Genomic DNA, 21,418 nt, shown 5'->3' on the forward strand with positions numbered 1-21,418 from the left:
TAAATTAAATTTTAAAAATAAAATGATTTAATTCGATACTATAAATAAAAAAACCTGCTCAAATGAATGAACAGGTTCTGTATATAATTGAAAAATTATTCTGATTACAATTCTAAAGCACGTTTAGCATCGCCATTCATTAATAATTCTAATGGGTTTTCTAAAGCTTCTTTCACAGCAACTAAGAAACCAACAGACTCACGTCCGTCGATAATTCTGTGGTCGTAAGAAAGTGCAACATACATCATTGGGTGAATTTCAACCTTTCCGTTTACAGCAATTGGACGCTCAATAATGTTGTGCATTCCTAAAATTCCTGATTGAGGAGGGTTGATGATTGGAGTACTCAACATACTTCCAAAAACACCACCATTTGTAATAGTGAAAGTTCCACCTGTCATATCATCAACAGTAATTTGACCATCACGAGCTCTTAAAGCTAATCTTTTGATTTCAGCTTCAATTCCACGGAAAGTTAATAATTCTGCATTACGAACAACAGGAACCATTAATCCTTTTGGTCCAGAAACTGCGATTGAGATATCAGCAAAATCGTAAGCAATTTTGTAATCACCATCCATCATTGAGTTAACATCTGGGTACAATTGTAAAGCTCTTGTAACTGCTTTTGTAAAGAATGACATGAAACCTAAACCTAAACCACCATGTTTAGCTTTGAAAGCATCTTTGTATTCATTACGAATTTGGTTAATTGGCGTCATGTTTACTTCGTTGAAAGTAGTAAGCATAGCTGTTTCGTTTTTAGCCGAAACTAGTCTTTCTGCTACTTTACGACGTAACATAGATAATTTTGTACGCTCAGTTCCACGGCTTCCACCAGTTGGAGTTCCCATAGAAGGTACTGCATTTACAGCATCATCTTTAGTAATTCTTCCGCCTTTACCAGTTCCTGAAACTGTAGCTGGAGCTATGTTTTTTTCGTCTAATATTTTTCTTGCTGCAGGAGATGGAGTTCCAGCTGCGTAACTTGTTGCTGCCGGAGCTTGAACCGGAGCTGTTTTTGGAGCCTCAGCTTTTACTTCTGCTTTTGGAGCTTCAGCCTTTGGTGCCTCAGCTTTAGGAGCTTCTGCTGCCGGAGCGCCGCCTGCAGGTTTTGCTGCATCCGTATCAATTAAACAAACTACAGCGCCTACAGCTACTGTATCACCTTCTTCAGCTTTTAGTGTAATAACACCGCTCATTTCAGCAGGTAATTCAAGAGTAGCTTTATCTGAATCAACTTCAGCAATAGCCTGATCTTTTTCTACATAATCTCCGTCTTTTACTAACCAAGTTGCAATTTCAACTTCTTTTATTGATTCCCCTGGTGATGGGACTTTCATTTCTAAAATCATCTTTGTTTTTGTTTAAGGTTTTTATGGTTTCAATCCCGATAGCTATCGGGACTGAAACTTGAAACATTTTCTTTTTATCTGAATAAATTTTTATCGAATACCATTCTAATTGCATCTGCGTGACGACGTTTTGCACGTGTATAACTTCCAGATGCCGGAGCAGCGTATGCTTTTAATGAAGCCAATCTCCATTTTACAAGATCAAAGTTCATTAACATAAAGCTGTAAGCTCCCATGTTTTTAGGTTCTTCCTGAGCCCAAACATAATCATCAGCATTTGGATATTGTGCGATAATTGCTTTTAATTGCTCAACTGGTAATGGGAACAATTGTTCGATACGAACAACTGCAACATCAGTTCTTCCGTTGTTTTCTCTTTCTGCAACGATGTCATAGTAGAATTTACCGGTAACAAAAACTAACGTTTTTACTTTCTTTTTATCTACTGTATTGTCATCAATTGTTTCCTGGAAACTTCCTTTTGCTAACTCTTCAACTGTAGATACGCATCTTGGATCACGTAATAAACTTTTTGGAGAGAAAACTACTAAAGGTTTACGGAAATTAGTTTTCATTTGTCTTCTTAACAAGTGGAAGAAGTTGGCTGGCGTTGTACAATCGGCAACATACATGTTTTGTCTTGCACAAAGTTGTAAGTAACGCTCCATTCTTGCAGAAGAGTGTTCTGCACCTTGTCCTTCGTATCCGTGAGGCAATAATAAAACAATACCATTTTGGTTGTTCCATTTATCTTCACCACATGAAATATATTGGTCAATCATGATTTGAGCTCCGTTTGAGAAATCTCCAAATTGTGCTTCCCAAATTGTTAACGCTTTTGGATTTGCTAATGCATATCCATAATCAAAACCAAGAACACCGTACTCAGATAAAAGTGAGTTGAATACGCCGAATTTTCCTTTTTTGTTTTCGATTCCGTCTAATAGAATTACTTCTTCTTCAGAATCTTCCACTTTAACTACAGCGTGACGGTGAGAGAAAGTTCCTCTTTCAACATCCTGACCAGAAATACGAACGTCAAATCCTTCTGTTAAAAGTGAACCGTAAGCTAATGCTTCTGCAGTTCCCCAATCAAGAGTGTTATTGTCGTATCCAGTTTTTCTGTCCGTAACAATTTTAGTTATTTTACTGATGAATTTTTTATCAGCTGGTAAAGTTGAGATTGTATTAATGATAGAATCCAATCCTTTTTTGTCAAAAGTAGTATCTACTTTTTGAAGCATTTGTGTATCAGTTACCTGAACAAATCCATCCCATTCGTTTTTCATGAATGGAGTTATGATTGTCAAATCTTTTTTACGGGAAGCTTCTAAGTTTTCCTCTAAAGCAGATTTGTATTCTTTTTCTAAAGCATTTACATAAGATGCATCGATTACGCCGTCTGACAATAATTTTTCAGCATAAATATCTCTTGGATTTTTATGTTTTGCGATGATTTTATATAAAACCGGCTGTGTAAAACGAGGTTCGTCACCTTCGTTATGACCGTATTTTCTGTATCCTAATAAATCGATAAATACGTCACGTCCAAACTGCATTCTGTAATCTAAAGCAAAAGATACTGCGTGTACAACTGCCTCTGCATCATCAGCATTAACGTGTAATACCGGAGATAAAGTTACTTTAGCAACGTCTGTACAATAAGTTGATGAACGAGCGTCTAAATAGTTAGTTGTAAAACCAACCTGATTGTTAATTACAATATGAATTGTTCCTCCAGTTTTGTAGCCGTCAAGCTGCGCCATCTGAATAATTTCATATAAAATACCCTGACCTGCAATTGCAGCATCTCCGTGTACCGCGATTGGCAATACTTTAGAGAAATCTTCTGGGAAATATTTATCTTGTTTCGCTCTTGTAATACCTTCAATTACAGCTCCAACCGTTTCTAAGTGAGAAGGGTTTGGTGCTAAATTGATGTTGATGCTTTTTCCAGATCTTGTTTTTTTGTCGGCAGTAAGACCTAAGTGGTATTTTACGTCACCGTCGAAATATTCCTGATCGTAATCTTTACCGTCAAACTCACCAAAAATATCCTGAGTAGATTTTCCGAAGATGTTTGCCAAAACGTTCAAACGACCACGGTGAGCCATTCCCATTACGAATTGTTCAACACCTTTTTCTGCAGCCTGCTCGATCAAAGCATCTAAAGCTGGAATAATAGATTCTCCACCTTCTAGTGAAAAACGTTTTTGTCCAACATATTTAGTGTGAAGGAAGTTCTCGAAAGAAACAGCTTCATTTAATTTATTTAAGATTGTTTTCTTTTCTTCTGTAGAGAAATTTGGCTGGTTTACATTAACCGCCAGTTTTTCCTGAATCCATTTTACAACGCCAGGATTCCTGATGTACATATATTCAATACCAATATGCTGGCAGTAAATAGCTTTAAGACGATTTACGATAGCTTCTAATGAAGAAGGCGGGATTCCGATTGTCTGCGCAGCATCAAAAACAGTTGAAAGGTCAGCTGCTGATAATCCGAAATTCTCAATATCTAAAGTAGGAGAAGAAGTTCTACGGTCACGAACAGGGTTTGTTTTTGTAAACAAGTGTCCGCGCGTACGGTATCCATCAATTAATTTTAAAACATTAAATTCTTTTTGCAGTTTGTCTGAAACCTGACTGTAATCTGTGTTTGGGCTAGTCACATACTCAACAATCGTCTGCACAGGATTTTCGTCATTATAAGTCGTTTGTCCAAAGTCAAAACCTTGAAAAAAACTTCTCCAGCTTGGCTCAACGCTGTCTGGGTTAACTAAATATTGATCGTATAATTGTGCAAAGAACTCGGTATGCGCTGCATTTAAAAATGAAAACCTATCCATAATATTAGTGAATATACTTTTTGTTAAATAGAAAGGCAAAAGTACAACAATCGACTTTATTTAAACCTTTTTTTTACGTACTTTTACGTAAAAATTTGTTAAAATAAACGTTAACTATGAAGAAAAAACATTTTTCAATCGATTGCAGATCTTTTTTTGTGATTTTGACAGTCTTATTCTCATGTTACGCAAATGCGCAGCAAACGTATGTTATTGATAACAAAAACCATTTCTGGGATAAAGTGCAGTTTGGAGGCGGACTCGGTTTAGGAATTGGTTCTGGTTACACAGACATCTCAGTAATGCCAAGCGCGATTTACAATGTTAACGAAATTGTTTCCTTTGGTGTTGGTTTACAATTTGGTTACTTATCTTCAAAAAACTATTACGAATCGTATGTTTATGGCGGAAGTTTAATTACGCTTGTAAACCCAATTCCGGAAGTTCAATTATCTGCCGAATTAGAGCAAGTAAGAGTAGATACAAGATATGAAGCCAACATCAACAGACCGGCTTTTTCTGATAGTTATTGGAATACCGCCTTGTATCTTGGAGCTGGTTACAGAACTGGAAATGTAACAATTGGCGCTCGCTACGATGTTTTATATGATCCTGATAAAAGCCTTTATGGTTCTGGGTTTATGCCTTTTGTGAGAGTTTATTTCTAAAGATGCTAAGGTGCTGAGATACTAAGTTTCTAAGTTTTGAATTGCGAATAAAAATACTCAAATGAATCAAGCTTTATATTCTGAAATAACTTTAAAATATTTAAAAAAAAATCACCCTGAATTTTTAGAAAATGTTGATTTCAAAGAAGATCATTCTTTTGATTGTTCTATTAAAAGTGTAAGTGGAAACAGATTTTTGTGGATAGCGACTTACGATTTAGAAATAACAATTGGTTTAGAAAACTATAAAAAAGAATGTGATTGGCATTTTCACATAGGAGCTTCAGGAGGAAATAACCAAAAAGAAGAATTAAAAGAATTAACCAAACAGCTGAATGAAATTTTAAATAGTGAACAAGTTTTTATTTTGGAAAATGATAAATATATTCCATTTGATAAAAATAATGAGCCAATTGTAAAAAGAGATGAAAAGTTTTTTATGTGGAATGAAATATAAGTTTCAAAATCTTAGAACCTTAGTATCTCAGCAACTTAGAACCTCTATTTATAGTGATTACGAAACCACACTTTCTGCCATTCTCTTTTTAAGATTAGAAAAGCAACTTGTTCAGCAAGAATTACTAAATCAGACCCATCGAGTTTTTTGATTTCAATTTCAGAAACATCAATAATATAAAGCAGATTCAAATATTCAGCAAACTTGTACTGAATCATTCGGTAGATTTTTTCGTGAAGCTGGATTTTTAATTCTTCGGGAGAAATACTAAGCGGAAAATCAATTCCTTCATTGGCCAGATTAAAATCTTTATTGATTTGCTCAATCAGACTTAAATATAAATTTTCTCTTTCGGCATCAGCCAATAAAAAATCGGTATTTTCAGGAATTGGAAACATTGATGCTCTTTAAGAATTGAGGCAAAGTTAAAACTAAAAAATCATTTAACCGTTGATTCTCTTTCAATGATTCTGGTTGGAAGTTCTATAATTTGATGCGTTACCGGTTTGTGTTCTTTTATATCGGCAATTTCATCAATTAAAATAGAAACTGCTGTGTGTCCCATTTCAAATCCGGGCTGATCAATTGTCGTTAATTTAGGAGAAATAACGGTACTCATAAACCAATTACTAAAGCCAAAAACCGCTACCTGATCCGGCGTTTTTATTCCCGCTTCATTAAAATATTTAATAATCCCGATAGCGACTAAATCTGTAATCGCAAAAATGGCATCGATATCCGGATGTTCGTTCATGATTTTTTGGGCATTTTCGTAGCCGTCTTCAAAATCTGTATTGTTATCGCAAACGTAAACTAATTTCGAATCGTACTCAATTCCGTGAGCTTCGAGCGCGCGTTTATAACCTAAAAATCGATCAATAGAATTTTGAGGGACATAAGAACCTCTAAAATGAGCGATTTTTTTATAACCTTTATTAATAAGATACGTAACAGCATCATAAGCTGCTTTGGCATCATTGATAACCACTTTAGAACATTCTACTCTTTTGGCAATTTTATCAAACAAAACAACAGGCGTATTTTTTCGGATTGCTTCATTAATATGAGAGAAGTCATCCGTTTCGTTTGAAAGAGACATTAAAACGCCGTCAACCCGCTTTTGAATCAATAAAGCAAGCTGTTTTTTTTCCATTTCATATTTTTCGTTTGATTGCAGAATGATAACTAAATAACCTCTTTTTTCGGCTTCTTCTAAAATGCCATTTAAAACACTCGAAAAAAAGTGATGAACCGTTGCAGGGATAATGACACCAATGGTTTTGGTTTCGTTGGTTCTTAAATTAACCGCTACAGAATTAGGCATATAGTTCATCGTTTCGGCCATTTCGATAACTTTGGCGCGCGTCGATTTGCTAATGTCTGTATATCCTTTTAATGCCTTTGAAACCGTTGTGACTGATATTCCTAAGGCCGAGGCTATATCTATTAATTTTGTATCATTCATGAAATAAATGTAGTAAAAAATAAACTTCATTGATAAAAAATATATTTCCGAAAACGTTTTAGGTGATTTCGAAAACGTTTTCGATTTAGAATTGCTAAATTGTGTTTAATTAGTGTTTTAAGTTTACAGTACAAATGAAAAATTTACTAACTAAACCAAAAAAATCATGAAACAGAAACACTCTTACTTAGGTATATTATTTTTGATAATATGCTTAATTACTGTTCCAAATAATTTATTTGCTCAGGCAAAAAATACGGTGTCTGGAAAAGTATTAGATGAAACCGGACAATCTATTCCGGGAGCAAATGTATCTTTAAAAGACACGGGAAAAAATACGATAACAGATGAAAACGGACGCTATGTTTTTACGGATGTTATTGCCGGAAATTATGTTGTAGAAGCAACAAATGTGGGTTACAAAACATACAGTAAAGAAATTTCGGTAAAAGAAGGAGAATCTGTAGTGGCAGATTTACTTTTAGAAACCGAATCTCAAAGCTTGAAAGAAGTTGTGGTAACAGGTTCATCTGCCCCAAGATCGAAACTAGAATCAAGCGTTGCCATTACTACAATGGGAGCCAAAGCAATCGAAGACAGAGCGCCATCAAGTACGGCGGCTTTATTGCAGACAATTCCGGGATTTGTAGTTGAAGCATCTGGAGGAGAAATTGGAAATAACCTTTTTGCAAGAGGTATTCCGTCTGCGGGAGCATATGAATATGTACAGATTCAGGAAGACGGATTACCGGTTTTTGAAGATGGAGCTTTACAATTTGCTAACGCCGATACTTTTTACAGATTAGATGAAACGGTAAGCAAAATGGAAGCTGTTCGTGGAGGTTCTGCGTCAATTTTTGCAAACAATGCTCCTGGGGGAATTATCAACTTTATTTCAAAAACAGGTCAGAATGATTTTCAGGGAAGAGCAAAATTCACGACTTCAGACTACGGTATGTTCAGAACTGACCTTAATTTATCTGGAGCTTTAATTCAGGATAAATTGTTTTTTAATGTCGGCGGATTCTACAGAGCTGATAATGGCGTAAGAAATACTGGTTTTACAGCTAATAAAGGCGGGCAAATAAAAGGAAACATCACTTATAAATTTGACGACAACGATTATTTAAGAGTTAACTTTAAACATCTTGATGACAGAAATACATTCTATTTGCCAATTCCTTTAAAAAGCAATAACGGAAAAATTGAAGGTATCGACGGATTTAATCCAAATTACGGAACGTTGACTTCGGTAAACTTTAGTCATTTAAATGTTCCTCAATATGGAGGCGGAACTTTTAGCGCAGATTTAGAAGATGGTTCTCACCCAGTTATCAACTCAATTGGAGCTGAATTCAAAAAGAAAATTTCAGATAAGGTTACTTTCAAAAATGCTTTCAAACAAACAAGCATCGATTTAAATTACAATGCTATTTTCCCAAATGGCGGGCCTTGGACACAAGATGCTTATGCAACAAGCGTTCAAAATACAACGGCTAGTAATTTGACTTATAGTTATGTAGATAACGGAGCTACTCTTGATCCAAATGCTTTAATTATGAGAGCAGACCTTTGGCACATTGAAAAGAAAATGAACAATTTTGCGAATAATTTCTCTTTTTCTTTTGATTTAGATCCTGTGAAATTAACAGCTGGTTACTACTATTCTAACTGGAAATCAAATCAATACTGGAACTGGAATTCCTATTTAGTAGGCGTTTCAGACAATCCAAGATTATTAAACGTAAAAGATAATACAACCGGAGTGGATCATACCTGGAATGGTGTTGAAAGAATTACTTGGTTAGAAAGAGATGCGCAAACAAAAGGACTTTTGAATGATATTTATGCTGACGCAGAAATTAAAGCTACAGATAATTTGACTTTCAACGCAGGTTTAAGATACAACAAAGACAAATATTCCGGATACAGAGACAACGCTAGATTTTTCTCGGAAGATTTAGGAATTTTAGACAACAACACGGCCGATGATGCAGTAACAACTGTAAAAGGAAATCCGTACACCTATTGGAGATATGATGTAAGCGAATGGTCGTATACTGCCGCTGGAAACTACAAATTCAATGATAATATGGCATCATACGTTCGTTACAGCCACGGATTTAGATCCCCAATTGAAGAATCATTTTATGATAATGCAGCCGATTTAAGCAAATTAGAAAATACAGAAGTAAATCAGTTTGAATTAGGTTATAAATATTCAAGTTCTTTCTTCTCTGTAAATGCGAATTTATTTCACATGAATTTGAAAAACGTTGCTTTCACTGATATTTTATCTGATGGATCTTCAGAAAATAAATTTGCCGACGTAAACAACATTGGTCTTGAAGTAGAAACTAATGCGAGATATGAATTCGTAAAACTGAACTTTACATTCACGGTTCAAAAACCAGAGTACGATAACTTTACAGGAACAAATGCCGACGGTTCTACTTTTGATTTCAACGGAAATACAGCAAGAAGAATCCCTAAATTTTTCTGTAACCTAAGACCAGAAGTTGATATTACAAAAGATTTTACAGCTTACGTTCAGTTCTCTTATTACGATAAAAAATTCACGAATCAGGATAACAAACAAGTTTTACCGGCTTATAAAGAAGTTGGAGCAGGTTTAAATTATACGTATAAAAACCTTCGTTTTGCAGTCGATGCATCGAATTTATTCAACGAAATTGGTTTAACAGAAGGAGATCCAAGACAAACAACATCTGCAGCAAGCGATGTGTTTATGGCAAGACCTATTTTAGGACGCGCGTTTAGATTTTCTGTAGCGGTTAATTTCTAAATCTAAATATACGCAAAGTTACTGTAGAGGCGCACAGCAGTGCGTCTCCGCACAGTAACCACAACGAATAAATGTAGCTTGTAAAAAATATTAAACACATAGAAACATAGATTTTATTGTTTAAAAAAAAAGAGCAAAAAAGAAACTAGTTTCCACACATAGCTATGTGAATTAATGCAAGTGAAACGCCTTTTTAACATAAAGTAAACTATGTCTCTATGTGTTAAATTTCGGCACAGTAAACACAAAGCATAAAAAAATAGAAAATGAAAAACATAGGAATTAAAATCTCACTTTACCTCAATTATTTTGTCTTCGCGATTTTATTAAACAGCGTAGGAATTGTGATTTTAAAATCGCAGAAAAATTATGGAGTCGATGAAGTTCAGGCGAGTATTTTAGAGGCTTTTAAAGACATGCCAATTGCTATTGTATCCTTTTTTATAGCCTCTTTTTTGCCCCGAATAGGCTATAGAAAAGCGATGTTAATAGGATTGGCTTTAGTTACTTTAGCCTGTATTTCTATGTATTTTGGAAATTCATTTGATAATGCTAAAATCCTTTTTGCAACCGTTGGAGTTTCATTTGCTTTGATAAAAGTTTCCGTTTATTCGTTAATAGGAACCGTAACCGAAACCAAAAAAGAACACAACGCTTTAATGAGCAGTATCGAAGGTTTTTTTATGGTAGGAATTGCGCTGGCTTATTTTTTATTTCCGGCTTTTAATAACGAAAACGATCCCAATTCATGGTTAAATGTATATTGGTTATTAGCAGGATTATCGTTTGTGTCGTTCCTGTTTTTACTCTTTATAAAATTTGAAGAAGCCGAAGTCGCGGCAGGAGCAAACATTAAAGATGATTTTTTGCAGATGTTCAAATTAATGGCAAAACTGCTGACGGTTATTTTTGTGATCAGCGTGTTTTTATTTGTAATGATCGAGCAGGGAATACTTTCGTGGCTGCCAACATTCAATACAAAAGTGCTTCATCTGCCGGAAAATATTAGTATTATGATGGCCAGTATTCTGGCAATTTCACTAGCAATAGGAAGATTGATAGCAGGCATTGTAACCAAAAAAGTAAATTGGATTTATGTTTTAAGTGTCTGTATAATTTCAGCCATGTTAATAGTTGTTTTTGTACTTCCAAAAACAGTCGGATTAGAAGTAAAAAACATTAATACACTTTCAGATATTCCCTTAATTGGTTTTGCATTTCCTTTAATCGGCTTATTTATTGCGCCTATTTATCCGTTATTAAATTCAATTGTATTAAGTGCTTTACCAAAGAATTTACAAAGTTCTATGACTGGATTAATCGTGATTTTTTCTGCTCTTGGCGGAACATTAGGGTCCAGAATAACAGGCTGGCTTTTTAAAAATGAAGGGCCGGAAAAAGCTTTTTATTTTACGTTAATCCCAATGACTTTATTACTGATCTCATTTTTTATTCTTAAAAAAATAACTGCAAAAGATGAAATTTAAATTACATATAACCCAAACCATCGAAAAATTATTGACTCAGGAAGATACTGACGGCGATAAAAAAATTACGATTGATGATAACGGTCCAAAAAAGTTTTTGCTGTACGATCTAGATGGAAATCCCGCAGATATTAAAGGAACTTATCAGCTTTCGAATTTATTGCAGGAATTGGCTTTGGCTAAAAAAAACAATACTGAATTTGCAGTAATCGATTTAAATGAAATCACCGAAGATCCTGTAAAACGTATTTCAAGAAAAATAAAAGACTTATACTGGAATGGTCTTACTCGAACAATTGATGCAACGGGCGTAAAGAAAATTCTGGAAGACGATAAAATCGAAAATGAATTTGCATACTTATATGTGCCTTTTGGCGACGAAATTGTTTTTGATTATTTCAAGAAATTAGAAGCTACAACTCCAAAGTTAAAAGTAGTGCAGCTGCCTAAAAATATTTCACCGGAATATGTTTTATCGCTGAATAAAAAACCGGGAATTCTGGCATTGGCACTTCAAATAAAAAATAATAAAATTTCGGGTGTTCCGTTTGTGGTTCCCGGCGGAAGATTTAATGAAATGTACGGCTGGGACAGTTATTTTATTGCCAAAGGACTTTTGATTGATGATAAAATTGACCTTGCTTTGGGCATTGCGGAGAACTTTAAATATCAAATAGATCACTACGGAAAAATTCTAAATGCCAACCGCAGTTATTATTTAACCCGAACACAACCGCCGCTTTATACATCGCTGATTATGGATGTTTTAGAAAAGTCAAATCCGGATATTTTTTGGATTGAAAGACATTTAAAAACCGCCATAAAAGAATATTTAACGGTTTGGATGGAAGAAGGAAAACGACTTACAGCAAATGGCTTAAATCGCTATAAAGCAGAAGGAATAGGACTTCCGTTTGAAGTTGAAGAAGGACATTTTGATGATATTCTGGAACAATACGCACCAAAATATAATCTATCAACCCGTGAATTCGAAAAGAAATATCTTGAAAGAGAAATCGTCGATCCTGAACTCGATAAATATTTTACACATGATAGAAGTATGCGTGAAAGCGGCCACGATACAACACATCGTTTGGTTGGAGTCTGCGCGAATTTAAATACCGTTGCAATAAATAGTTTACTTTATAAATACGAAACTGATATTGCTTTTTTAATTAAGAAATACTTTAAAAACGAATTTCAATATTTTGAAGACAAATCTTTTTCGAGCGATTATTGGATTTTAAAATCATCTGAGAGAAGAGAAAAAATAAACAAATTGTTATGGAATCCTGAAAACGGAATTTATTTCGATTATGATTTTGTAAACGAAAAACAGCATGTTTTTGACGCTGCAACCACTTTTTATCCGCTTTGGGCAAAAATAAGCACGCAGGAACAAGCCGATATTTTGGTTAAAAAAACACTTCCAAAGTTTAAAATGAAAGGCGGAATTGCCGGAAGTACGAAAGAATCAATTGCAGGTTTTGATGATAATTCGCCAACAAGACAATGGGATTATCCATTTGGCTGGGCACCGCATCAAATGCTTTTGTGGGAAGGTCTGCTGAATTATAATTTTAATGAAGAAGCGCAGGAAATGGTGTATCGCTGGCTTTGGCTGATTACCAGAAACGCAGTTGATTACAACGGAACCATTCCGGAAAAGTTTGATTTATCAATAAGTTCACATAAAATTTTTGCCGAATACGGAAACGTCGGAACGGAGTTTAATTACATAACCGAAGAAGGTTTTGGATGGATGAACGCTTCGTATCAATTTGGTTTAACCATTTTAGAAGATAATTTAAAACAAAAATTATCGGATTTAGTTGATCCTGATGATTTGTTTTCATAAGCCTTCTCCCGAAGCCTCGGGATCGCTCAGGATGACACTCAGTTCTATAATAACGTTTGTCAGGCTGAGCGAAGTCGAAGCCCTTTTAGATGATACTGTAAATGACAAACCCGACAGGTTTTTAAAACCTGTCGGGTTTACTATATGTAGTTTTTCGCCACGAATTACACGAATTTTCACTAATTTAATTATGATAAATAATTCGTGGAAATTAGTGTAATTCGTGGCAAACAAAAATTAAACTTTTCTTCCCATTAAATTCTCCCCAAAAGTTCTTAAAATATCTTTCTTTTCAGCGTTAATGTCCATTTTTTCTAAAGTATCAAAAGCCTTAAAAGTATACATTTCAATCGCTTCCTGAGTCGCTTTTGAAGCCCCAGATTCGTTGAAAATAGCTTTTGCAGTTTCTATTTTTTCTGAATTATCTTCTAATTGTAAGCTAAATAATTGCTCTAATTCTGAAGCTTTTTCAGGAGAAGAAAATTCCAAAGCTTTTAAGTATAAATAGGTTTTTTTGTTTTCGATAATATCGCCGCCAACCTGTTTCCCAAAAGTTTCAGGATCTCCAAAAGCATCTAAATAATCATCCTGAAGTTGAAAAGCCAATCCTAAGTTTAATCCGAAGTCATAGATTAAATCGCCGTCTTTTTCAGAAGATTTGGCAACAATAGCACCCATTTTCATGGCAGCCGCAACCAAAACAGCCGTTTTATATTCAATCATTTTTAGATATTCCGGAATCGTAACATCTTTACGTGTTTCAAAATCAACATCCCATTGCTGTCCTTCGCAAACTTCAAGAGCCGTTTTGCTAAAAAGTTTTGCTAAATCTCTAAAAACAGAAGGCTCATATTGTTCAAAATATTGATACGCCAGAATTAACATAGCATCGCCAGAAAGAATTCCCGTGTTTAAATTCCATTTTTCATGAACCGTAACCTGTCCTCTTCGCAAAGGTGCATCATCCATAATATCATCATGAACAAGCGAAAAATTATGGAAAACTTCAACAGCCATTGCCGCCGGAAGTGCCACTTTATAATCAGTATTAAAAACCTCAGCAGCCATTAAAGTAAGTACCGGGCGCATGCGTTTTCCGCCAAGTCCTAAAATATATTCAATAGGTTCGTAAAGATTTGTGGGTTCTTTATCTATGTCTTGTTTACTTAAATATTCAATAAAAAAATCCTGGTACTGACTAATATCGTGCATAAAATGAAATTCTGATTTACGAAGTCCAAAGATACGATTCATAATGAATTATTCCTTTCTTAAAATTAAAAGATAGTTTCCACTTAAAATTGCCATTAAATCAACTAAATCTTAAGAAGTTAAAATTATTTTTAAAAAAAATTGGAAACTTTTTTGGTGTTTAGAGTTTCCTTTCTATATTTGCGCCATTAAACGGAAACTTAGAACACTAAAAAAGTTTCCGTGAAGAGTTTGAAAAATTTATAAACTCATTAAAATTAGGTATTTATGAAAACAACATGGACTATAGATTCTACTCAATCTGATGTTTTAATCAAAATGAGACATTCTATAATTGCTTATTTAGGAGGAACGACAAATAAATTTGACGGTTATGTGAATATAGAAGACAATGAAATTGAAGACGCATCGGTTGAATTTTCATTGGATATTAATAATAAAAAAGAAAGCTTTCAGCAAATCGATACGAATTTACAGCTTCAGGATTTCTTTGATGTAGACGAGCATCCAATTATTAGTTTTAAATCGACTTCATTTCAAAAGATAAACAACAATATCAATTTCTTTAAAGGCGATTTAACAATAAAAGATGTTACTAGAGTGGTAGAACTTGATGCAGAATTTATTGGTGTCAACACTTACAACGGAGAAAAAAAGGTTGCTTTTGAAATTAAAGGAGATATCAAACGTCAGGATTTTGGCCTCGACTATAACTCTTTTAATCATAATGGAGGTTTAGCTCTTGGAAAAGATATTAAGCTTATAGCTAATCTGGAATTTAGTATATAAATCTTACATAATGAATAATTTAATGTAAAATTATTACAAAAATAACGGAAACTATTTTTTTGATTTTAGTTTCCTAATTATATTTGTAATGCAATTGGAAAAATTAAAATGAAAGAGAAAATTATATCAAAAGCAAGTGAGTTGTTTTTAAGACTTGGTTTTAAGAGTGTTACAATGGACGATATTGCTGGAGAAATGTGTATCTCAAAAAAAACGATCTATAAATATTTTTGTAATAAAGAAGTTTTGATCGAAGAGAGCACCTCATCAGTTCACAGACAAGTACACGAAGTTATTGATACCATCGTAGCTAAAAACTACAACGCAATTCATGAGAATTTTGAAATTAGAGAAATGTTTCGCGATATGTTTAAAAACAGCACCGACACCTCTCCTTTATACCAGTTAAAAAAGCATTATCCTGAAATTTATCAAAATGTAATGACGCATGAAATAGAGCAGTGCAACCATTATTTTAGAGATAATATTTTAAAAGGCATTCGTGAAAATTTATATCGACCAGACATCAATATAGATTTATATGTGAAATTTTATTACACCTTGATTTTTCACATTAATGAAACAACCGTTTCTGAAAGAGAAGCGCAAAAAATAGAATTAGAAGCTTTAGAATATCATACCAGAGCAATGGCGACAGAAAAAGGTATAATTGAACTGGAAAAGCAGCTTGAAAAAATTAAAGAATAATCATAATCATCAATCTCTAAATAATATTTAACTACATATGAAACGAATAGTTCTTATATTTTTGTGCACAATTGGTCTGTCGGCCAACGCGCAAGTAACCACCTTAACCTTAAAAGACGCCATAAACTACGCGCTTCAAAATAAAGCCGATGCTAAAAAAGCAAAACTGGAGGTTGAAAACAGTGAATACAAAATTCAGGAAGTGCGTTCAAGAGCATTGCCTCAAATTAGTGCAAACGGAAACATAACATATAATCCGGTTATTCAGACAACAGTAATTGACGGAGCAGGATTTGGTGCACCGGGAACTACAATCCAGGCTGCATTTGGTCAAAAATGGACCTCAAATGCAGGGCTTTCTTTAACTCAGGCAATCTTTGATCAATCTGTTTTTACAGGTTTAAGAGCAGCAAGATCAACTCGTGAATTTTATCAAATAAACGATCAGTTAACAGAAGAACAAGTTATTGAAAGAGTTGCAAATAACTACTATTCTGTTTATGTACAAAAAGAAAGATTGGTTTTGTTAGACAGCAATTTTGTAAACACAACAAAAGTTCGTGATATCGTAAAAGGCCAGTTTGATAATGGTTTAGCAAAAAAAATCGACTTAGATCGTATCGTTGTAAAAATGTCAAATATTGACACTGAACGTCAGCAGATTAAAAACCAAATTACTTTACAGGAAAATGCATTAAAGTTTTACATGGGAATGCCTATTGAAACTGTAATTGATATGCCAAAAGAAGAATTTGAAGTTGTTCCTGCTGCATTAACAGAACAGCCAAATGTTGAAAACAGAACAGAATATCTGCTTTTGAAAAAACAAGAAGAGCTTTTAGTATACAACAAAAAAGCAGTTGAAGCTGGATATTACCCTACACTTTCCTTAACGGCTGGTTACAATTATATTGGACAAGGCCCTGAATTTCCTTGGTTTGCAAAACCAAAAGATGGAGTGTATTGGTCAGATTACTCTGCAATTGGATTAAACTTACATGTGCCAATTTTTACAGGTTTTGGAACTCGTGCAAAAGTTAGACAGGCAGATGTTCAAATCAGATCACTTCAGGAAGATATCAAAGACACTAAACTTTCTCTTGATTTAGATTACAGAAATGCAATTGCTCAAATCGAAAACAATCTTGTAACGATTGAGAATCAAAAAGAAAACATGCGTTTGGCAACTGAAATCTTAAGCAATACAAAAAACAATTACCTTCAGGGGTTAGCATCTTTAACGGATTTGTTAGATGCTGAAAATGCATCACTTGAAGCACAAAATAATTATACAAGAGCAGTTTTAAATTATAAAATTGCCGAAATATCTTTAATCAAATCAAAAGGCGAACTAAAATCTCTTATTAAATAACTAATTACAATGAAGAAAACTATTACAACAATCGTAATCATAATTGCAGCCCTGGGTGTAATTGGATATGTCTTAAATAATAATAAGAAAAAGAACAAGGCAAAAACTGATATCGTAGCAGAGAAAAATGCAGCAGTTTCAGTAAAAATATCTCCGGTAAAAACAGAAGAAGTTTCATTAGATTTCGTTGCAAACGGAAACTTCCAGCCAATTCAGGAATTAACTTTCTCTGCAGAAAAATCGGGAAAAGTAATCAGCGTTTTAGCTAAAGAAGGGGACTACGTAAGAGTAGGACAGACATTATTAACTGTAAGAGGAGACGTTATTAATGTTAGTGCACAACAAGCTCAGGCAGCTTTTCAAAATGCAAAATCAGATTACAGCAGATACGAAAATGCATTTAAAACAGGCGGTGTTACAAAACAACAATTAGATCAGGCAAAATTAGCTTTGACAAATGCAGAATCTAATTTAAAACAAGCTAACATCAATGTTGGAGATACTAAAGTAAAAGCTCCAATTAACGGTTTTATCAATAAAAAATATATTGAACCGGGATCTATTTTAGCAGGAATGCCAGCTACAGCTTTATTTGATATCGTAAACGTTTCTAAATTAAAATTAGTAGTTACAGTAAACGAAAATCAGGTTGCAAGCTTAAAAGTAGGAAACCATATTAATGTAACAGCTAGTGTTTATCCTGATAAAAATTTCTCTGGGAAAATTACTTTCATCGCTTCAAAAGCAGATGAGTCTTTAAATTTCCCGGTTGAAATTGAAATCCAAAACAATGCAAACAACGACCTAAAAGCAGGTATGTACGGAACTGCAAACTTTGCGTCAAACCAACAAAAACAAAACCTGATGGTTGTACCTAGAAATGCTTTCGTAGGAAGTGTGAACAGTAACGAAATCTTTGTTGCTGAAAACGGTATTGCAAAATTAAGAAAAGTAGTTGCTGGAAGAATTTTGGGAGATAAAGTAGAAGTTATCAAAGGATTATCTGATGGTGAAAAAGTAATCGTTACAGGTCAGATTAACTTACAAGACGGAAATACAGTAGAAATTATTAAATAATTATTTGGCTATAAGCCGTAAGCTATAGGCTATAAGCAAATACAAAGCTTAAAGCCTACTGCCTACAGCCTAAAGCCTAAAGAAAAAATATATGAAATTAGCCGAAATATCCATAAAACGTCCGTCGTTGGTAATTGTATTGTTTACAATTCTGACACTTGGTGGATTGTTCAGCTACAGCCAGTTAGGTTATGAGCTGATCCCAAAATTTGAACAGAACGTTATTACAATTTCTACTATTTATCCTGGAGCTTCTCCAAGTGAGGTAGAAAATACAGTGACAAAGAAAATTGAAGATGCGATTGCATCTTTAGAGAATGTCAAGAAAATCGATTCGAAATCATACGAAAGTTTATCTATTGTTTCGATTACACTGACATCAAATGCAAAAGTCGATTTCTCTTTAAATGATGCACAGCGTAAAATCAACGCAATTATTAGTGATTTGCCAGAAGATGTTAAAACACCTGCATTAACTAAATTCTCGCTGAGTGATTTACCAATTATGACGCTTGGTGCAAACGGAAAAATGGACGAAGCAGAGTTTTATGACTTAATAGACAAAAAAATTGCTCCTATTTTATCTCGTGTACAAGGTGTTGCTCAGGTAAATATTATTGGTGGTTCTGAGCGTGAAATTCAGGTGAATCTTGATGCTGTAAAAATGCAGGGTTACGGATTATCTGTTCCTCAGGTACAACAAAACATTTTGACTTCGAACTTAGATTTCCCAACAGGAAACATTCAGACACGTAATCAAAAAATATTAATTCGTTTAGCGGGTAAATATAAAAGTGTTGAAGAATTAAGAAACCTTGTAGTTTCTTCTCAAAACGGAATCCAAATACGTTTAGGCGAAATCGCTGACGTTCAGGATACGCAAAAAATTGCTGAGAAAATTTCTCGTGTAGATCAAAAAAGTGCGATTGTTTTACAAATCATCAAACAATCTGATGCGAATGCCGTTGCGGTAAGTGAGCAGTTATTAAAAACAATTGCTACTCTTGAAAAAGATTATGAAAAAAATAATCTAAAATTAGAAGTTGCAAAAGATAGTACAATCTTTACTCTTGAAGCAGCAGATTCTGTTGTACACGATTTATTGATTGCGGTAATTCTGGTAGCATTCGTAATGTTGTTCTTCCTTCACAGTATTAGAAACTCATTGATTGTAATGGTTTCGATTCCTGCATCGTTGATTGCAACTTTCATCGGGATTTATTTAATGGGATATACATTAAACTTAATGAGTTTATTAGGATTATCTCTGGTGGTAGGTATTCTGGTCGATGACGCGATTGTGGTACTGGAGAATATTTACAGGCACATGGAAATGGGTAAAAGCCGAATTCGTGCGTCGTATGACGGAACAGCAGAAATTGGTGGAACGGTAACTTCTATTACATTAGTAATTGTGGTAGTATTCTTACCGATTGCGATGAGTTCAGGATTGGTATCTAACATCATTACACAATTCTGTGTTACGGTAATTATCTCAACGATGTTATCACTTTTAGCTTCGTTTACTATTATTCCATGGTTATCATCTCGTTTCGGGAAATTAGAGCATATTGAAGGAAAGAATTTATTTGGAAGAATCATTCTTGGTTTCGAAAATTATTTAACACGTTTCACTGACTGGGTTTCTCATTTATTGACTTGGTGTTTAGATCATTATATTAAAACTTTTGTTGTCGTGATTATATTATTCTTTGCTTCAACAATTGGATTAATGGGTGGAGGTTTCATTGGAGGAGAGTTCTTTGCTTCTTCTGATAGTGGAGAGTTCTTAGTTCAAATCGAGATGCCAAAAGATGCTTCGTTAGAGCAAACGAACTTTATGACGCAAAAAGCAGAAGCTTTCTTAAAATCTCAGGAATATGTTCACAGTCAAATTACAACAGTAGGACAAACCAGTGAAGGTTTTGGAGCATCGCAAGCTACTGCTTATAAAGCAGAGATTGACGTAAAAATGATCGAACAAAAAGATCGTACGGATGATGCGAATGTTTACGCAGCAAAAATCAAACGTAAACTTGAAAAAGTATTAGTTGGAGCAAAAGTAAAAACAGTTCCGGTGGGTATCTTGGGTACTGCTGAAGATGCAACTTTAGGATTAATTGTAACAGGTCCTTCGACAGATGCAGCGATGGCTTTTGCTAAAAAAGCGGAAGCTGAATTACGTACAATTCCTGGAACAACAGAGATTAAATTAACAGTTGAAGACGGAAACCCAGAGATTAACGTAAAAGTAGATCGTGATAAAATGGCTGCTTTAGGATTAACACTTCAAACAGTTGGTTTAACCATGCAGACTGCTTTTAGTGGAAATACAGACGGTAAGTATAGAGCTGGTGAATATGAGTACGATATCAACATTAGATACAATGCATTCGACAGAAAAAGTATTACTGACGTAAGTAACCTAATTTTTGTAAACTCAGCCGGACAGCAAATTAAATTGTCTCAGTTTGCAGATATTACAGAAGGATCTGGACCGAGCCAGTTAGAGCGTAGAGACAAATCTGCATCTGTAACTGTAAAAGGACAAAACGTTGGGGTTCCATCAGGAACAATCGTGCAGCAATGGCAGGCTAAACTAGATAAATTAGATAAACCAGCCGGAGTAAATTATATTTGGGGTGGTGACCAGGAAAACCAATCAGAAGGATTTGGTACTTTAGGAATCGCTTTACTTGCCGCTATTATTTTAGTTTACCTTGTAATGGTGAGTTTGTACGACAGTTTCGTTCACCCGTTTGTTGTATTATTTGCAATTCCACTTTCGTTTATTGGAGCGATGTTAGCACTGGCATTAACAAACAACTCATTAAACATCTTTACCATTTTAGGTATTATCATGTTGATTGGTCTGGTGTGTAAGAATGCGATCATGCTTGTTGATTATACCAACCAAAGAAGAGCAGCAGGAGAATCAATCAGAACGGCATTAATTCAGGCAAACCACGCTCGTTTACGTCCAATTTTGATGACAACAATTGCGATGGTATTTGGTATGTTCCCAATTGCATTAGCAAAAGGAGCTGGAGCAGAATGGAAAAACGGTTTGGCTTGGGTAATTATTGGAGGATTAATTTCTTCTTTATTCCTAACGTTGATTGTAGTTCCTGTAATTTATAATATCATGGAGAAAATCATTCATAAATTCTCTAAAGGAGAAAAAATCGATTACGAAGCTGAAATGGTTGCTGATTATGAGCACACAGAATTAAGCGAAGACGGTTTTAATCCTAAACATACCCATTAATTTTGATTTAATTTTAGACGAAAAAATCCCAGATTCCGAAAGGAGTT

General features: G+C 34.4%; 16 protein-coding genes. 10 read left to right on the plus strand and 6 right to left on the minus strand.

The genetic code is table 11. The features are described from left to right. Positions 1-104 precede the first annotated feature (104 nt). Together odhB and J2Y38_RS05180 are read right to left on the minus strand one after the other, a co-directional pair. On the minus strand, positions 105-1,355 hold the full coding sequence (gene odhB, locus J2Y38_RS05175; protein WP_180857161.1) for a 2-oxoglutarate dehydrogenase complex dihydrolipoyllysine-residue succinyltransferase: 1,251 nt from the start codon (positions 1,353-1,355) through the stop codon (positions 105-107). Between the two features lie 74 nt (positions 1,356-1,429). Continuing rightward, the gene (locus J2Y38_RS05180; protein WP_309840262.1) at positions 1,430-4,204 is read right to left on the minus strand and encodes a 2-oxoglutarate dehydrogenase E1 component; all 2,775 of its coding nucleotides are present in this window, start codon (positions 4,202-4,204) and stop codon (positions 1,430-1,432) included. Positions 4,205-4,320: 116 nt separating this feature from the next. On the opposite strand from J2Y38_RS05180, the gene J2Y38_RS05185 reads away from it, so the two are divergent. Beyond that, complete coding sequence (locus J2Y38_RS05185; RefSeq protein ID WP_309840264.1) at positions 4,321-4,872, plus strand: hypothetical protein; 552 nt, start codon at positions 4,321-4,323, stop codon at positions 4,870-4,872. A 61-nt stretch (positions 4,873-4,933) separates the two neighbouring features. After that, on the plus strand, positions 4,934-5,329 hold the full coding sequence (locus J2Y38_RS05190) for a hypothetical protein (protein ID WP_309840267.1): 396 nt from the start codon (positions 4,934-4,936) through the stop codon (positions 5,327-5,329). 44 nt (positions 5,330-5,373) lie between these two features. Here the strand turns inward: J2Y38_RS05190 and J2Y38_RS05195 are convergent, their stop codons facing one another. Further along, complete coding sequence (locus tag J2Y38_RS05195; RefSeq protein WP_053471534.1) at positions 5,374-5,727, minus strand: hypothetical protein; 354 nt, start codon at positions 5,725-5,727, stop codon at positions 5,374-5,376. A 41-nt stretch (positions 5,728-5,768) separates the two neighbouring features. Further along, the gene (locus tag J2Y38_RS05200) at positions 5,769-6,794 is read right to left on the minus strand and encodes a LacI family DNA-binding transcriptional regulator (RefSeq protein WP_291151119.1); all 1,026 of its coding nucleotides are present in this window, start codon (positions 6,792-6,794) and stop codon (positions 5,769-5,771) included. A gap of 166 nt (positions 6,795-6,960) precedes the next feature. Here J2Y38_RS05200 and J2Y38_RS05205 point away from each other — a divergent pair, with 166 nt between their 5' ends. From J2Y38_RS05205 to J2Y38_RS05215, 3 genes are all read left to right on the plus strand, one after another. Beyond that, a complete protein-coding gene (locus J2Y38_RS05205) occupies positions 6,961-9,600 on the plus strand; it encodes a TonB-dependent receptor (protein WP_291151122.1) in 2,640 nt (879 codons plus the stop codon). A gap of 266 nt (positions 9,601-9,866) precedes the next feature. Then, a complete protein-coding gene (locus tag J2Y38_RS05210) occupies positions 9,867-11,087 on the plus strand; it encodes an MFS transporter (RefSeq protein WP_309840272.1) in 1,221 nt (406 codons plus the stop codon). Then, positions 11,077-12,945, plus strand: coding sequence for a trehalase family glycosidase (locus J2Y38_RS05215; RefSeq protein WP_309840274.1), 1,869 nt, complete (start codon positions 11,077-11,079; stop codon positions 12,943-12,945). Before J2Y38_RS05210 ends, J2Y38_RS05215 begins: the two co-directional genes overlap by 11 nt. Here the strand turns inward: J2Y38_RS05215 and J2Y38_RS05220 are convergent. Continuing rightward, positions 12,940-13,179: a hypothetical protein gene (locus J2Y38_RS05220; RefSeq protein WP_309840278.1), complete on the minus strand. Its 240-nt coding sequence runs from the start codon at positions 13,177-13,179 to the stop codon at positions 12,940-12,942. The genes J2Y38_RS05215 and J2Y38_RS05220 overlap by 6 nt on opposite strands. Positions 13,180-13,182: 3 nt before the next feature. Then, positions 13,183-14,157, minus strand: coding sequence for a polyprenyl synthetase family protein (locus J2Y38_RS05225; RefSeq protein ID WP_309840933.1), 975 nt, complete (start codon positions 14,155-14,157; stop codon positions 13,183-13,185). Positions 14,158-14,424: 267 nt separating this feature from the next. Here J2Y38_RS05225 and J2Y38_RS05230 point away from each other — a divergent pair, with 267 nt between their 5' ends. From J2Y38_RS05230 to J2Y38_RS05250, 5 genes are all read left to right on the plus strand, one after another. Then, positions 14,425-14,946: a YceI family protein gene (locus J2Y38_RS05230; RefSeq protein ID WP_309840280.1), complete on the plus strand. Its 522-nt coding sequence runs from the start codon at positions 14,425-14,427 to the stop codon at positions 14,944-14,946. A 108-nt stretch (positions 14,947-15,054) separates the two neighbouring features. Further along, positions 15,055-15,654 (plus strand): TetR/AcrR family transcriptional regulator, encoded by a 600-nt coding sequence (locus J2Y38_RS05235; protein ID WP_053471528.1) that lies wholly within the window; start codon positions 15,055-15,057, stop codon positions 15,652-15,654. Between the two features lie 37 nt (positions 15,655-15,691). Further along, on the plus strand, positions 15,692-17,026 hold the full coding sequence (locus J2Y38_RS05240) for a TolC family protein (RefSeq protein ID WP_309840287.1): 1,335 nt from the start codon (positions 15,692-15,694) through the stop codon (positions 17,024-17,026). Between the two features lie 9 nt (positions 17,027-17,035). Then, the gene (locus tag J2Y38_RS05245) at positions 17,036-18,103 is read left to right on the plus strand and encodes an efflux RND transporter periplasmic adaptor subunit (RefSeq protein WP_309840290.1); all 1,068 of its coding nucleotides are present in this window, start codon (positions 17,036-17,038) and stop codon (positions 18,101-18,103) included. Between the two features lie 91 nt (positions 18,104-18,194). Next, positions 18,195-21,371: an efflux RND transporter permease subunit gene (locus J2Y38_RS05250; RefSeq protein WP_309840294.1), complete on the plus strand. Its 3,177-nt coding sequence runs from the start codon at positions 18,195-18,197 to the stop codon at positions 21,369-21,371. Positions 21,372-21,418: the final 47 nt, after the last annotated feature.

The organism is Flavobacterium sp. 2755 (genome assembly GCF_031455715.1).
In the GTDB taxonomy this organism is placed as follows: Bacteria; Bacteroidota; Bacteroidia; order Flavobacteriales; family Flavobacteriaceae; genus Flavobacterium.